The sequence below is a fragment of the Pseudomonas sp. LG1E9 genome, assembly GCF_003290225.1.
GTDB lineage: Bacteria > Pseudomonadota > Gammaproteobacteria > Pseudomonadales > Pseudomonadaceae > Aquipseudomonas > Aquipseudomonas cyclaminis.
The window spans coordinates 5,027,069-5,042,837 of record NZ_CP029983.1; the positions used below are offsets into that span (position 1 = coordinate 5,027,069).

General features: G+C 64.1%; 4 protein-coding genes. 1 reads left to right on the forward strand and 3 read right to left on the reverse strand.

Annotation, left to right across the window (positions count from 1 at the left end; translation table 11 throughout):
- Positions 1-105: 105 nt before the first annotated feature.
- A complete protein-coding gene (locus tag DNK50_RS22995; protein WP_112196354.1) occupies positions 106-12,993 on the reverse strand; it encodes a non-ribosomal peptide synthetase in 12,888 nt (4,295 codons plus the stop codon).
- A 54-nt stretch (positions 12,994-13,047) separates the two neighbouring features.
- Positions 13,048-13,800, reverse strand: coding sequence for a thioesterase II family protein (locus DNK50_RS23000; protein ID WP_112196355.1), 753 nt, complete (start codon positions 13,798-13,800; stop codon positions 13,048-13,050).
- A 299-nt stretch (positions 13,801-14,099) separates the two neighbouring features.
- Between DNK50_RS23000 and DNK50_RS23005 the strand changes: the two genes are divergently transcribed.
- A complete protein-coding gene (locus DNK50_RS23005) occupies positions 14,100-14,651 on the forward strand; it encodes an RNA polymerase factor sigma-70 (protein ID WP_034117025.1) in 552 nt (183 codons plus the stop codon).
- 48 nt (positions 14,652-14,699) lie between these two features.
- Here the strand turns inward: DNK50_RS23005 and DNK50_RS23010 are convergent, their stop codons facing one another.
- Positions 14,700-15,713, reverse strand: a complete 1,014-nt coding sequence (locus tag DNK50_RS23010; protein ID WP_112196356.1) for a GNAT family N-acetyltransferase — start codon at positions 15,711-15,713, stop codon at positions 14,700-14,702.
- Positions 15,714-15,769 lie beyond the last annotated feature (56 nt).

The following is a 15,769-nucleotide window of genomic DNA, read 5'->3' on the forward strand; positions in this document are numbered from 1 at the left end:
TGGGCCAGAAACTCCGGTTATCTAACACGTGATACAGGAAGCTTGCCTACTGTCAGATTTGACAGTTCTACCGAAAAAAATGGGTATTCCAGACCAGCGGCTGGCTTACAACCCCTCCAACTCCGCCATCAAATCACTCAGCCGACCCACCTTCTCCGCGCTGATCTCATTGGCCGCCAACCCGTCGATGTACTCCGCCAGTTGCGCCACTGTGCTGCACTCGAACATCGCCCGCAGCGGCACATCCCGCTGCAGGGTCTTCTGCACCCGCGAGGCAATCTGTGTGGCCAGCAATGAATGCCCGCCGAGTTCGAAGAAGTTGTCTTCGACGCCCACCCGCTCGACCTTGAGCACTTCGGCCCAGATTGCAGCCAAGGAGGTTTCCAGTTCGTTGCGCGGCGCCAGGTAGTCCTGGCTGTGCAACTGGCCGATCTCCAGTGCCGGCAGGGCCTTGCGGTCGAGTTTGCCGTTGGCGTTGAGCGGCAGGCGGTCAAGCCATAGCCAGTGCAACGGCACCATGTATTCCGGCAGCTCGGCGCGCAGGCGTTGCTTGATGCGGTCCAGGCGCTCGCTTGGGCTCAGCGCTTCATCGGCCGCCACCAGGTAACCCACCAGGTGCTTGCCGTTGACGCCCTCTTGCACGCCCACTGCGGCATCGCGTACTTCGGGTTGTTCGTGCAGGCGCGCTTCGATTTCACCCAGTTCGATGCGATAGCCGCGAATCTTCACTTGATGGTCGATACGCCCAACATATTCCAGCACGCCATCGCTGCGCCGACGCGCCAGGTCGCCCGTGCGGTAAAGCCGGTCGCCCGGTGCACCGAACGGGTTCGGCACAAACACTGCGGCCGTGCGCAACGGGTCGCTGACATAACCACGGCCGACGCCAGTGCCGGCCACACACAACTCACCGACAGCGCCTTGGGGCACCAGCTCCAGCGCGCCATCCAGCAGATACAGGCGGTTGTTGTCGGTCGGTGTGCCGATCGGCAGATAGGTGCCACGGGTCGACGCCAGATCGACGCGGAAGAACGCCACGTCATCCGAGCATTCGGCCGGGCCATAAGCATTCACCAAACCGATCTGCGGGTAGCGCAGCAACCATTGGTGCGCCAGTTCCGGTGGCATCGCTTCACCGGTGGGCAGCATCCAGCGCAGGCCGTCGAGGCTGATGCGGTCCTGGGCCAGCATGCCCTGGATCAGCGACGGCACGCTCTCCAGCACGGTGATGCCCTGCGCCTCAACGTGGGCCAGCAAGCCTTGGGGATCGTGGGCGATGGTGTTCGGCACGATGTCCACCCGCGCGCCGAACAACGGCGCGGCGAGAAATTGCCACACGGAAATATCGAAGCTCTGCGACGCAGTTTGCGCGATCACATCCGCCGGGCTCAGGTCCAGGTACGGCAGTTTGCTCAATTGGTTGTTGAGCATGCCGCGCTGTTCGACCATCACGCCTTTGGGCAGGCCGGTCGAGCCCGAGGTGTAGATCACGTAGGCGAGGTTGTCCGGGCCGCTGTAGATGCCTGGGTTTTCACCACGCGCCGGCACGTCTTCCCATACCAGCAATTGGCAGTCGACACCGTCAAGCAACTCGATGGCCTGCTCACGGCACGCCTCGGTGCACACCAGCAACGGCGTACGGCTCATGTCGATGATGCGGCTCAAACGCTGGCTTGGCAGGCCTGGGTCCAGCGGCAGGTAACCGGCACCGGCCTTGAAGCTGCCGATGATCATGCCCAGCAGGTCGAGGTTACGCTCGGCCAACAGTGCCACCGGTTGATCCAGGCCGACGCCCGCCGCGATCAGCGCATGGCCGAGGCCATTACTGCGACGGTTGAGTTCATCGAACGTCCATTGCTGGTCCAGGCAACTGGCGGCGATCCGCTGCGGATGCTCGCCGACTTGCGCTTCGAACAGCTCTATATAGCTGCGGTCCAGCGGGTAGGCGTGCTCACTCTGGTTGCAGCCTTCTACCAGGAACTCGCGCTCCTGCTCGCCAATCAACGGCAGGTCGGCCATGTCGCCATGGAAGCCCTGCACCAGCGCCAACAGCAGGCGCTTGAACTCGCCGAGCATGCCTTGCACGGTGGTTTCGTCGAAGTAACGCTGGTCGTAAGACAGGTGCAAGCCCAGGTCATCACCGGGGTAACACACCGCGGTCAGCGGGAAGTTGGTGTGGGTGCGACCGGAATCCGAAGTGGCATTCAGGCTTTGCGCACGGTCCAGCACAGAGGTTTCCACCGGGGCGTTTTCGAACACGAACAGGCTGTCGAACAGCGGCTGGCCCTTGGGCAGTTCGCTGTGTTCCTGGATCGTCACCAGCGGCAAATATTCGTACTCGCGCAGCTGCATATTGCTGTCGAGCAGGCCGCTCAACCATTGGCGCACGCTGCACGGTTGATCGTCTTGCGGCAGCTTCACCCGCAGCGCAATGCTGTTGATAAACAGGCCGACGGTGCGTTGCATCTCCGGCATTTGCACCGGGCGCCCGGCCACGGTAACGCCGAACAGCACGTCGCGGTCGCCGCTCAAGCGGCGCAGCACCAGGGCCCATGCCGCCTGGGCAAAGGTGTTGATAGTGAGCTGATGGGCCTGGGCCAGTTCCCGCAGTTGCGCGCCATCACGGGCATCCAGGCGGGTGTAGCAGTCGCCCACCACCATGCCGCCGCTGTGGCCGGCGTGCTCGCGCAGGAACGGCCGGTCGCTCGGGATCGGCGTGGTGCGCTCAAAGCCTTGCAAGTTCTGCTGCCACCACTGGCGTGCTTCATTCAGGTTCTGGCGTTGCAGCCAGGCGATGTAGTCGCGATAACGCGGCGGTGTGGCCAATTGCGCCTCAACGCCTTCGCCCAGGGCCATGTAGATCTCGAAGAAGTCATTCATCAGCAGCGAACGGCACCAGGCATCGATGAGGATGTGGTGGTTGCTCATCATGAACCAGTAGCGCGCTTCGCCGACGCGGATCAGGCGCAGGTGGAACGGCGCCTGGTTGAGCAGATCGAAGCCGGCTTCACGTTCGGCCTTGAGCAGCGCTTGCAGGCGCGGCTCTTGCTCAGCCTCGGCGTCCTGGCTCCAGTCGAGGTACTCAATCGGCGTGCTGCCGGGTTTGTGGATCACTTGCAGCATGTCTTCGCCGACGTTCCAGCAGAACGAGGCGCGCAAGGCTTCATGACGGGCGATCACCGCTTGCCAGGCCTGGGCAAAGCGCTCCGGGTCGAGGGCGCTGTTGATGCGGTAGCGGTCCTGCATGTAGTACAGGCCGGTGCCTGGTTCGAGCAAGGTGTGCAGCAACAGGCCCTCTTGCATCGGGGTCAGCGGGTACACGTCTTCGATGACGCTGGCCGGAACCGGCAAGCTGTCGAGTTGCGGCTGGGTCAGGTGCGCCAGGGGGAAGTCGGACGGCGTAAGGCCGCCGGCATCGTCCCTGAGGCAATGCGCGATCAGGCTGTGCAGCTCGGCCAGGTAGGCTTCGGCCAACTCGCGGACGGTGTGTGCATCGTGGCGTTCGCGGCTGAAGGTCCAGCGCAGCACCAGTTCACCGCCATACACCTGGCTGTCGACGCTCAGGACGTTGGGCAGCGGCGCATCCGGGTCGTGGGCCAGGCCCGCCGATTCATCCAGCGGATGGAACAGCGCCTCGCTGCCGAAACTCTGGTCGAACTGCCCCAGGTAGTTGAAGGTGATGTCGGCGGTCGGCAGCGCGGCCATGGTCTGCTTGCACAGGTCGTCCGCCAAGTAGCGCAGCACGCCATAACCGAGGCCCTTGTGCGGCACGCCGCGCAGTTGTTCCTTGATGGCCTTGATCGAGTCGCCCTGTTCAGCCTGCGGTGTCAGGCGCAATGGGTAGGCACTGGTGAACCAGCCGACGCTGCGGGTCAGGTCGATCTCGTCGAACAGGGTTTCGCGGCCATGGCCCTCCAGTTGGATCAGCGCCGAGTCGTGCCCGCTCCAGCGGCACAACACGCGGGCCAAGGCGGTCAACAACAGGTCGTTGACCTGGGTGCGATATGCGCTTGGGGCTTGTTGCAGCAACTGACGGGTGTGTTCGGCATCCAGGCGCACGCTGACGGTTTCGGCATCGCGATTGCGTAACGAGCCCTGCGCACGGTCCACCGGCAACGCCACGGCCGGGCCCGCCAATTGGTCCTGCCACACATTCAATTCTTCGCGCAGGGATTCGCTGCTGGCATAGGCCTGCAAGCGTGCGGCCCAGTCACGTAGCGCGCTGGTCTTGGCCGGCAGGCTGACGGATTGGCCTTCGCTGAGTTGGCGATAGACGTTCTGCAGGTCTTCGAGCAACACCCGCCACGACACGCCATCCACCACCAAGTGATGGATCGCGATCAGCAAGCGTTGCTGGCCTTCGGGGCCATCCACCAGCAAGGCGCGCAGCAGCGGGCCGTGTTCCAGGTCGAGGCTGCGCTGGGTATCGGTGAACAGCGCGGTGCACTGCGCCATATCGCGCACTTGCGCCTGCATCAGCACGCCGCCCTGGGGCACGGCCAAATGCTCGGCATGCCATTGCGCATGGCGCCGGGTGAAGCTCAGGCGCAGCGCGTCGTGGTGCTCCAGCACCGCCAGCAACGCTTGCTCCAGGCGATGAGGCTCCAGCAATTGCAGCGGCTTGAGCACCAGCGCCTGGTTCCAGTGCTGACGCGCCGGGACGTCGGTGTCAAAGAACCAATGCTGGATCGGCGTGAGGCCCGAGCTGCCGGTGAGTACGCCCTGCTCCGCCGTGACCTGCTCGGAGCGCGTGGCGACGGCGGCCAGGGTTTGCACGGTCTGATGCTGGAACAGGTCGCGGGGGCTGAAATGAATCCCCGCCTGCCGCGCCCGGCTGACCACCTGGATCGACAGGATCGAGTCGCCACCCAGTTCAAAGAAATTATCGTCCAGACCGACTTGCTGCACGTTCAACACCGCGCACCAGATCGCGGCCAAGGTGCTCTCCAGTTCGTTGCGCGGGGCCACGTACTGTTGGCGATTGGCCTCGGGGTCCGGTTGCGGCAAGGCGCGGCGGTCGAGCTTGCCGTTGGCGGTCAGCGGCATGCTGTCGAGCACGATCAGGTGTGCCGGCACCATGTAGTCCGGCAATTGCGCCTTGAGGTGGGTCTTCAACGCCTCGCGCAATGGGCCGTGCTCTGCGTCGCTGACCAGGTACGCCACCAGCTGTTTGCCACTCGGCGAATCCAGCGCCAGCACCACTGCCTCGCGCACGGCTTCGTGTTCCAGCAGGCGGGTTTCGATCTCGCCCAGCTCGATGCGGAAACCACGGATTTTTACCTGATGGTCGATACGCCCCAGGTACTCCACCAGGCCATCGGCGCGTTGGCGCACCAGGTCGCCGGTGCGGTACAGGCGGCCGCCATTGGCGGCAAACGGATCGGCGACAAAACGCTCCGCCGTCATGCCCGGACGCTCGTGGTAACCCTGGGCCAGGCCCGCGCCGCCGACGAACAACTCACCGGTCGCACCTTGGGGCACCAACGCCAGATCGGCGTCGAGAATGTACGCCACGCGGTCGCCGATAATGCTGCCGATCGGCACGCTGCCGGCGCCCTCCTCCAACTGCTGCGGCGCCAGGCTGGCCAGCGGCATCACCACGGTTTCGGTCGGGCCATAGGCGTTGAAAAACACCTCGGGCTGGAAGGCTGCGCGAATGCGCTGCAAGTGTTCGCCGGTCAGGGCTTCGCCGCCAGTGATGCACATGCGTACCGGCAGGGTCTGGTGTTGAGTCGCCAGCCACTGCGCCAATTGGCTGCCGTAGCTCGGGGTAAAACCGAGAATATTGATGCCATGGGTGCGGATCAGCCCGCAGATTTCCTCCGCATCCCACTGGCCCTGGGCCCGCAAGACCACTTGCGCGCCGCTGAGCAACGGCACCAGCAAACGCTCGGTGGCGGCGTCGAAGTTGATCGAATAGAAATGCAGCTCGCAATCATCCGGGCGCATGCCGAAACGCTCGATCACGGCCTGGCAATGCATGGCGATTTCGCCGTGGGACACCACCACGCCTTTCGGTTTGCCGGTGGAGCCGGAGGTGTAGATCAGGTACGCCTGGTGTTGCGCCAGGCTGATAAACGGCAGCTCATCGGCCGGGTAGTTCGCCAACACGGGCGAGTCATCCTCCAGGCACCAGCACGCCACTGTGGCCGGCAGTTCACCGAGGGCTTCGAACATCGCCGCGTCGCTGAGCAGCAGGCCGATGCCGCTGTCTTCGATCATGTAGTGCAGGCGATCCAGCGGGTATTCCGGGTCCAGCGGCACATAGGCGCCGCCGGCCTTGAGGATCGCCAGCAGGCCGACGACCATTTCCAGGGAGCGCGGCAGCGCCAGGCCGACCCGCACCTGCGGGCCGACGCCGCGTTCGCGCAGCATCCAGGCCAGGCGATTGGCACGGGCATTGAGTTCTGCGTAAGTGAGGGTCACGCCGGCAAAGGTCAGGGCCGGCGCATCCGCACGCTTGAGTGCCTGCTGGCTGAACAACTGGTGGATACACTGATCAAGACGGTGCTCACCGGCCTCGACGCCCAGGCTGTCCTGCAATGCGCGTTGTTCGGTGGCGGTCAGCAGCGGCAGTTCACTGAGGCGTTGTTGCGGGTCGGCAATCAACGCTTCCAGCAGGTTGCGCCAATGTTCAGCCATGCGCGCAATGCGCGGTTCGTCGAACAGATCCGTGCTGTACGTCAGGCAGCAACCCAGGCGGTGGTCGAGGTCGGTGACTTCCAGGTTGAGGTCGAACTTGGTCGCACGGGCATCGTTGGCCAGGTATTCGACGGTCATGCCGGCCAGTTGGCGGCTCTGCTGAAATTCCCAGCGCTGCACGTTGCACATCACCTGGAACAGCGGGTTGTAGGCGGCACTGCGCGGTGGTTGCAGGGCTTCCACCAGATGGTCGAACGGCAGGTCCTGGTGGGACTGGCCCTCGATCACAGTGTGACGCACCTGCTCGAACAATTGGCCGACATTCATCTGCCCATTGAGCTGGCAGCGCAGCACCTGGGTGTTGAGGAACGCGCCGATCAGCCCTTCGCTTTCCGGGCGGATGCGGTTGGCCACGGGGGCGCCGATGCGCAGGTCGGTCTGGCCGCTGTAGCGGTAGAGCAACACGGCCAGGGTCGCGGTCATGGTCATGAACAGCGTGAGGCCGCGTTCGGCATTGAAGGCGCGCACGCGGGCGGCCAGTTCGTCGCTCAGATCGAAGCGGTACAGCTCGCCCTGGTGGCTTTGCACTGGTGGCCGTGGACGGTCGCTCGGCAGCTCCAGCAGCGGATGTTCAGTGCCCAGTTGCGCGGTCCAGTAATCCAGTTGGCGTTGACGCTCGCCGGATTCCAGCCACTGACGCTGCCACACGCTGTAGTCGAGGTATTGCACCGGCAACGGCGCCAGCGGCGACAGGCGCTCGTCGATAAAGGCTTCGTACAGCGCGCTGAGTTCACGGGCAAAGATGTCCATGGCCCAGCCTTCGGTGACGATGTGGTGCAAGGTCAGCACCAGGTAGTGTTCCTGCTCGCCGGCCTTGACCACACAGGCGCGCAGCAACGGCCCGGTTTCCAGGTTGAACGGCGTGTGGGCCTCATGATCGGCCAGTTGCTGCAAGCGCTGCTGGCGCTCGGTTTCGTTCAGCGTGGAAATATCCTGCCAGTCCATGCGCAGGCCAGTCTGCGGCGCGACCTTCTGACAGGCCACACCGTCGACGCTCGGGAACGTGGTGCGCAGGGTTTCGTGGCGCATGATCAAGGCCTGCAACGCGGCTTCGAAACGCCCCACGTCCAGCACACCCCGCAGGCGCGCCATGCCGCCGACGTTGTAGGCAGGGCTATCCGGTTCCATCTGCCACAGGAACCACATGCGCTGCTGGGAATAGGACAACGGCACCGGCTGGCTGCGGTCGACCTGGGCAATCGCAGTTTGCTGGTTGCGCTGGCCCGATGCCTGGATCTGCTCGACTTGCTCGGCAAACGCGCCCAGTTCGCTGGCTTCAAACAAGGTGCGCAGCGGCAGTTCGACGTCACAGGCCTGGCGGGTACGGGAGATGATTTGCGTGGCCAGCAACGAGTGGCCGCCAAGGGCGAAGAAGTCGTCGCGCAGGCCGATTGTTGGCAGGCCGAGCACTTCGCGCCAGATCGCGGCGATCTGCTGCTGCAGCACTGTTTCGGGTTCAATGTGTTCGCGGGTCTGCCACACCGGCTCCGGCAATGCGCGGCGGTCCAGCTTGCCGCTGGGGCTCAGGGGCATGGCGTCCAGGCGCATCAGTTGCGCGGGCACCATGTACTCAGGCAGCTCGGCGGCCAGGGCGGCTTTCACGTCCTGTTCATCCAGTGCGGTGCTGGCGGTGTAGTAACCGATCAGCGTGGCGTTGCGCACCAGCACCACGGCCTGGGCGATACCGTCCAGGGCCAGCAGGCGTGCTTCGATTTCTTCCGGTTCCACACGGAAGCCACGCAACTTGACCTGTTGATCGAGACGGCCGAGGTATTCGAGCACGCCGTCAGCGTTCCAGCGCACGCGGTCACCGGTGCGATACAGGCGTGCGCCGGCCTCGCCCAGCGGGTCGGCAATAAAACGTTCGGCGGTCAAACCGGCGCGCCCGAGGTAACCCCGCGCCAGGCCGATGCCACCGATGCACAGTTCGCCCGGCACACCGACTGGCAACAGGTTGAGGTGATCGTCCAATACGCGGCAGATCACATTGCCCAGCGGTCGGCCAATGGGCGAGCGCTCGCCATCTTCTGCGCTGCAGTGCCAGTGGGTGACGTTGATCGCGGTTTCGGTCGGGCCATAGCGGTTGTGCAACTGCACCGCCGGCAACTGCGCCAATACGCGGTTGCGCAGTTCGGCGGGCAACGCCTCACCGCCAGAGAACAGGCGACGCAGGCTGGTGCATTCGGCCACCAACGGCTCGTCGATAAACAACTGCAACAGCGGCGGCACAAAGTGCAGGGTGGTCACGCCGTGTTCCTGCACCAACTGCGCAATGCGGTGCGGGTCGCGATGCTCACCCGGGCCGGCCAGCACCAGGCGGCAGCCGGTGATCAACGGCCAGAAGCACTCCCACACCGACACGTCAAAACTGATCGGTGCCTTTTGCATCAGCACGTCGGTGTCGTTGAGTTGGTAAGTGGCCTGCATCCACTGCAAGCGCTCGGCCAGCGCGGCATGGGTATTGCCCACGCCTTTGGGCTGGCCGGTGGAGCCGGAGGTGTAGATCACGTAGGCAAGGTTGTCGCCGTGCAGGTGCAGGCCCGGTGCCTGGGTCGGCCAGCGGTCCAGGTGCAGGCTGTCCATGGCGATGACGCACACGCCGTCGGCGCTCGGCAGTTGCTCCAGCAATGCGGTTTGGGTCAGCAGCAGTTGCACGCCGCTGTCCTTGAGCATGTAGGCCAGGCGCTCGGTAGGGTAATCCGGGTCCAGCGGCACGTAGGCGCCACCAGCCTTGATGATCGCCAGCAGGCCGATCAGCAGTTGCGGCGAACGCTCGGCGGCGATGGCCACGCACACGTCCGGGCCGACGCCTTTGTCGCGCAGGTAATGGGCCAGGCGGTTGGCCTGGGTGTGCAGTTGGGCGAAGGTCAGGCTGCCGCCCTGCCAGACCAGCGCGGTGGTGTCCGAAGTCTGCTGGTTGAGCAGCTCGGGCAACCATTGCTCAGCGGGCGCACACGGCGCCTGGCTCCACGGTTGCTGCTCGTCCGCCAGCAGCAACTGCAGGTCGCCGAGGGCTTGCTGGGGTTGCTCGCAGATGGCGTGCAGCAGGTTGATGAAGTGTTCGGCAAGGCGCTGGATGGTTGCGCCTTCGAACAGCTCATCGGCGTAGTCAAACGACAGGCTCAGGCGGCCGTTGCGGTCTTCTTCGGTATGCAGTTGCAGGTCGAACTTGGCTTCGCGGCTGTGCCACGGCAACTCATCGGCGAGCATGCCCGGCAGGCGGCGCAAAGCGCTGAGGTCGCGTTGCTGGTGGTTGAACATGACCTGGAACAGGCCCTGCTCGCGGGCCTGAGGGAAGGCTTCCAACAGCTGTTCGAAGGGCAGGTCCTGATGGGCCTGGGCGCCCAAGGCGGTTTCGCGGGTGGCGGCCAATAGCTGGTTGAACGGCAGGCGCCCGTCCAGCTCGGCACGCAGCACCAGGGTGTTGATAAAGAAGCCGATCAGGCCTTGGGTTTCCTGGCGCGGGCGGTTGGCGTTGGGCACGCCGATGCGGATATCGCGCTGGCCGCTGTAGCGATAGAGCAGGGTCTGGAATGCCGCCAGCAACAGCATGAAGGGCGTGGATTCGTTGGCCTGGGCGGTCTGGCGAATCGCTTCGCTGAGGCCGGCGCTCAGGCGCACGCTATGGCGCGCAGCACTGTGCAGGTGGTGGGCGGAGCGTGGGTGGTCGGTGGCCAGGCTCAGGGTCGGATGCTCGTCCCCCAGTTGGTTTTTCCAATACGCCAGTTGACGCTGGCCTTCACCTTCGGCCAGCCATTGGCGCTGCCAGCTGCCGTAGTCGGCGTATTGCAGGGCGAGCGGCGGCAGCGCCAGGGATTGTCCCTGGGAAGCGGCGGCGTACAGGCGCGAGAACTCATCGATCAGGATGTTGAGCGACCAACCATCGGCAATGATGTGGTGCAGCGTCACCAGCAATTGGTGGTCTTCATCGTCCAGGCGCACCAGGGTCACCCACAGCAGCGGGCCTTTTTCCAGATCGAATTGCGTGCGCGCTTCGTCTTCGCGGATCTGCTGCGCACGGGCTTCGCGCTCGGCGGCGGGCAGGTCGCTGAGGTCGATGACTTGCAGGTCGAACGCTGCGTTGGCGTCAACGCGCTGGAAGGCTTGGCCATCACGCTCGTAGAAGCGGGTGCGCAGGGCTTCGTGGCGCTGGATCAGGTGCTGGAAACTCAGGCGCACCGCGTCTTCGTCCAGCTCGCCACGCAGGCGCAGGCCGCCAGGAATGGTGTAGGCGCTGCTCTGCGGGTCCAGTTGCCAGGTGATCCACAGGCGATTCTGGGCCAGGGACTGGGGCAATTCGTCCTGGCGTGACAAGGCATGAATGGCGCCTTGGGCGACGCCGCCGTCCTGCTGCAATTGCGCAACATGGGCAGCAAATGTCGACAGGGTCGGTGCCTCGAACAGCATGCGCAGGTTCAGCTCCAGGCCAAGGGTTTCACGCAGGCGTGCGACCACTTGGGTGGCGGTGATGGAGTTGCCGCCGAGCAGGAAGAAGTGATCATCGGCAGCGACACTCGCGACCTGCAGCTGCTCGCACCAGATCGCCGCGATCTGCTGTTGCAAACCGCCGTCCAGCGCCACATCCCCAGCCTGCCCTTGCAGATCGGGGAATTGCGCGTAGCTGTCGAGGCTGCCATCGGCGTGGCGCAGCGCACAGGCCGCACGTTGCACCTTGCCGCTGGAGGTCTTGGGCAACGCGCCGGGGTTGAGCAGCACCACCACGCTCGGCGCCTCTTGGTACGCCTCGGCCACGGCCTGGCGGATGGCTTTGATCAGCGCTTCGGGCGGCAGGATTTTCTGCACGCTGCGGCTGATTTCGGCGGCGATGCCGATGCCTTCCAGGCCCTGGTCATTCACCGCAAACGCCGCAACCCGGCCTTTGCGCACCACTTCCACTTCGCGCTCGATGGTTTGCTCGATGTCTTGCGGATAGAGGTTGTGACCGCGCACGATCAACAGGTCTTTGAGGCGGCCGGTGATGTACACCTCGCCAAAGCGGATAAAGCCCAGGTCGCCGGTACGCAGCCAGGTCCGCCCGGCGTGCTGGACGAAGGTCTTGGCGGAGGCTTCAGGATTGCGCCAGTAGCCGTGGGCGATGCTCGGACCGGTGGCCCAGAGTTCGCCGACGCTGCTGTCGGGCAATTCATCCAACGTGTGGGGATCAACGATCAGCACCGCGTGTTCCGGCTGGCTGGTGCCGCAACTCATGATCGCACTGCCCTGCCCCGGCTCTACGCGGTTGGCGGCCAGCGCCGTCTCGTCGACGCGCAGCGCCGGGATGCCATGACCACGGGTGCCGCCAGCGACAAACAGCGTCGCCTCGGCCAGGCCGTAGGACGCAAAGAAATGGTCTGAGCTGAAACCACAGGCGGCGAATTTTTCGGCGAAGCGCTCCAGGGTGTCGAGACGGATCGGCTCGGAACCGGAATAGGCCACGCGCCACTTGCTCAGGTCCAGGCGCTCCAGGGCGGACTCGCTGACGCGCTCACTGCACAGGCGGTAGGCGAAATCCGGACCGCCGCTGATGGTGCCGCCGTATTCGCTGATCGCTTCGAGCCAGCGCAATGGCCGGCCAAGGAAGTACGCCGGCGACATGAGCACGCACGGTACGCCGCTGAAGATCGGTTGCAGCAGGCCGCCGATCAGGCCCATGTCGTGGTACAGCGGCAGCCAGCTGACAATCACGTCGTCGGGGTTGAGGTCGATGCCAAAACCACGACGGATCAGCACTTCGTTGGCCACCAGGTTGCCGTGGCTGACTTGCACGCCCTTGGGCAGCGCCGTGGAGCCGGAGGTGTATTGCAGGAAGGCGATGTCGTCGGGATGCAGCTCGGGGGCGACCCAATTGTCAGTGCCGTCCAAGGTGTCGACACTCAACACCGGCGGCGCATGTTCGATCTGCGCCAGGCCCTCGGCGAGGCTGGCGACGGTCAGCAGCAGGCGCGGTTCGGCGTCGCTGATGATCGACAGCAAACGCTCCTGGTGATGACGGCGGGTGGACTCCGGCGGGTAGGCCGGCACCGCGATCACCCCGGCGTACAGGCAGCCAAAGAACGCCGCGACGTAGTCCGGGCCGCTGGGAAACAACAGCACGGCGCGGTCGCCCAATTCGGCATTGGCCTGCAGGGCGCTGGCGATGGTGCGGGCGCGCTGATCGAGGTCGCGGTAACTGAGCACAACGCTGTGCTCGGCGGACTCGGCCAGGAAGCGCAGAGCCACCTGGTCCGGGGTCTGCGCGGCGCGACGTTGAAGGGACTGGACCAGGGTGCGGGGAAGTTCGAAGGCGTCCATCTTGGGGTTCCTGCCTGAAATCGGCTTACGGGAAATTCGGGAATTGAGTAGCTGTCAGCCGGCGACCAGTTGCCGCGTCACGCCATTGCGCCAGCGGGCCAGGTGTTCGTCGGCATAGCGCCGCAGGCAGCGCAATACCGCGCTTTCGTGCTGCACGAGAAAGAAGTGGTGGCCGTCGAACATGTCGAGGGAAAAGCCGCTGGCGGCATCGAGTTGCCAGTCGAGCAATTGGTCGGCGCGCACGCTGTCCTGCTTGCCGCCGAACACATGGATCGGCATGGCCAGCGGCGTGCGTTCGCCATAGTTGAAGCTGCCGCACAGCAGGAAATCGGCACGCAGGATAGGCAGCATCAGTTGCATCAATTCGGGGTTGGCCAGGGCTGCTTCGGCGGTGCCCTGCAGTTCACGCAGGCGGGCGATCAGTTGCTCATCGGTCTTTTCGATGGCGTATTCGCTGACATCGCGGCGCGCCGGGCCGGCAGTGCCGGAGGCGAACAGCGCCAGCGGCGCAGGGACGTTGCGGGCGTTCAATGCGTGGGCCAGCTCAAAGGCGAGCAGGCCGCCAAGGCTGTGGCCGAACAACGCGTAGGGGCCACTCAAATCGTGGCTGATTTCATCCGCCAGTTGCGCAGCCAAGGCCTTGATATCGCGCTGCAAGGGCTCGTCCATGCGCATGCCGCGACCAGGCAATTCCAGCGGGCAAACCTGCAGCCACTCGGGCAACGCTCGGCGCCACCGTGCGTAGACCATGGCGCTGGCGCCTGAATAGGGCAGGCAGAACAGGCGCAGTAGGGTCGGCGTGCTCATCGCTCGAAGACTCCAAACTGAAACACGCTGTGTGCACGGTAAAAACCCATTTCGTCCTCCTGCGGGTGCTGATCCTTGGCCGCCTTGCTAACGGACCTGTCACCCAGAAGAACGGACGGCAACCGCAAATAATTAGTCGCCGGGGATGAGCGAGACGTGGTTCACACCGAACAAGAAAGCATAAGATTAGTTCGCCTTCTCATTTGACAATCATTATCATTCAGCCTAATTTGTTGCCCGATGTGTAGGAGGCCTCAGCAAGGACGCCCTCCCCCAACCTATTTATCAAGGTGATTTCCATGACGGAACAAGTATCCACAGGCAGGTGCGACTCACCACTTCTCCAGGCGTTCGTCGACAATCGATTGATTCTGGTGAAGATCGCAGCACGTATTACCGGCTGCCGCTCCCGCGCCGAAGATGTCGTGCAGGACGCCTACTTTCGCCTGCAATCGGCGCCGACGATCACCTCATCGTTCAAGGCCCAGCTGAGTTACCTGTTCCAGATCGTGCGCAACCTGGCCATCGATCACTACCGCAAGCAGGCCCTGGAACTCAAATACTCCGGGCCGGAAGAGGAAGGCTTGAATGTGGTTATTCACGGCGCATCACCGGAAACCTCCCACATCAATTTCAACACCTTGGAAAACATCGCCGACGCGCTGACCGAGCTGCCCCAGCGCACCCGCTACGCGTTCGAGATGTACCGCTTGCACGGCGTGCCGCAAAAGGACATCGCCAAGGAACTGGGGGTGTCGCCAACGCTGGTCAACTTCATGATCCGCGATGCGCTGGTGCACTGCCGCAAGGTGTCGGGCAGCCATAGCGATACCTTCGCACGCCGGGTCTGAGGCAAAAAATGGGGAGCGGCCTGCCCGCTCCCGGCTGTGAACCTCGCCTCAGATCAATCCGCACCGCTCAAAAAACCGCTCCCGCCCCAGAATCATCAGCGCCGCGCGCTTGTGCGGAAAATCGAATTCCTTTTCGCAGTGGAAACACTGGTTGTGCATATGGCCGATCATCTTCGCGTTATCGGCACGCGGTTCCGCCACCACGCGCTGGGTGCGCGGGTCATCCAGGAACAGGTAGTGCACCAGCGCCGACAGCCAGCTGGCGACCTTGTGCGGACCGCGATGATGTTCCTCCCCCACCAGCATGTGGATGCCACGGTCGTAGTCGGCCGCATCGTAGAACGGTGCGATACGGTCTTCCTTGGCCCAGTAGGCTTCGAAATAGGCAAAGGGTTCATCGTCGAAACAGCCGATCAGCGTGAGGGTGTGCGGATCGGCGGCGAGCTTGTCGAGGTATTCCCGATGCTGCTCCAGGCTGCCGCTTTCCTGCCAGAAACTCGCCACGCGCGCGCTGTTCTGCCAGCGACTGAAGCGCGCCAGGTCCACATCGATTTCAACGGTGCGCAGGGAAATCCAGGCGCCGAGGCGTGCGTCGTAACGTCGGTAGACTTCACCTCGGGGTTTCGGTGCGCGGACCGGGTGGCGCTTGCCCGCACTGACAATCATCTGTTGCGGGTAGCTGCCACTGGACGATTGCCCCAACCACGGCTGGGGCAGTTGCCAGAACAGGGTGCGCTCGCAGCGGTACTGCCCGGCGGTCTCGGCGACCACCAGCAAACCAGTGCTCAAGGCCTCTTGCGGCGCATGTGCGAGGTGCCAGGTCAGGCGCTGCCGAGCGGGTTCCCTGGCAAACAACCAGTAGCAGGCGGCCCACAAGGCACGGGCGGAAGGCACATCGCCGGGGTTCTGCAAATGCACCTGCAATTCATCGCCACGTTCCAGGCGCAAACGCGCCAGCGGCTGGCCTTCCAGGGTCAGGCTCAGGTGGCTTTCGGTTTCATCAGCATTCAAGGCAGGCCCGGCCGGCAATGGCAGGACCGACAGGTCATTGAGATTGGACATGGGAGGGGCTCACGTAATCGTCGACAGATAAGGAAGTGACGTGAGCCGGAGGAAGA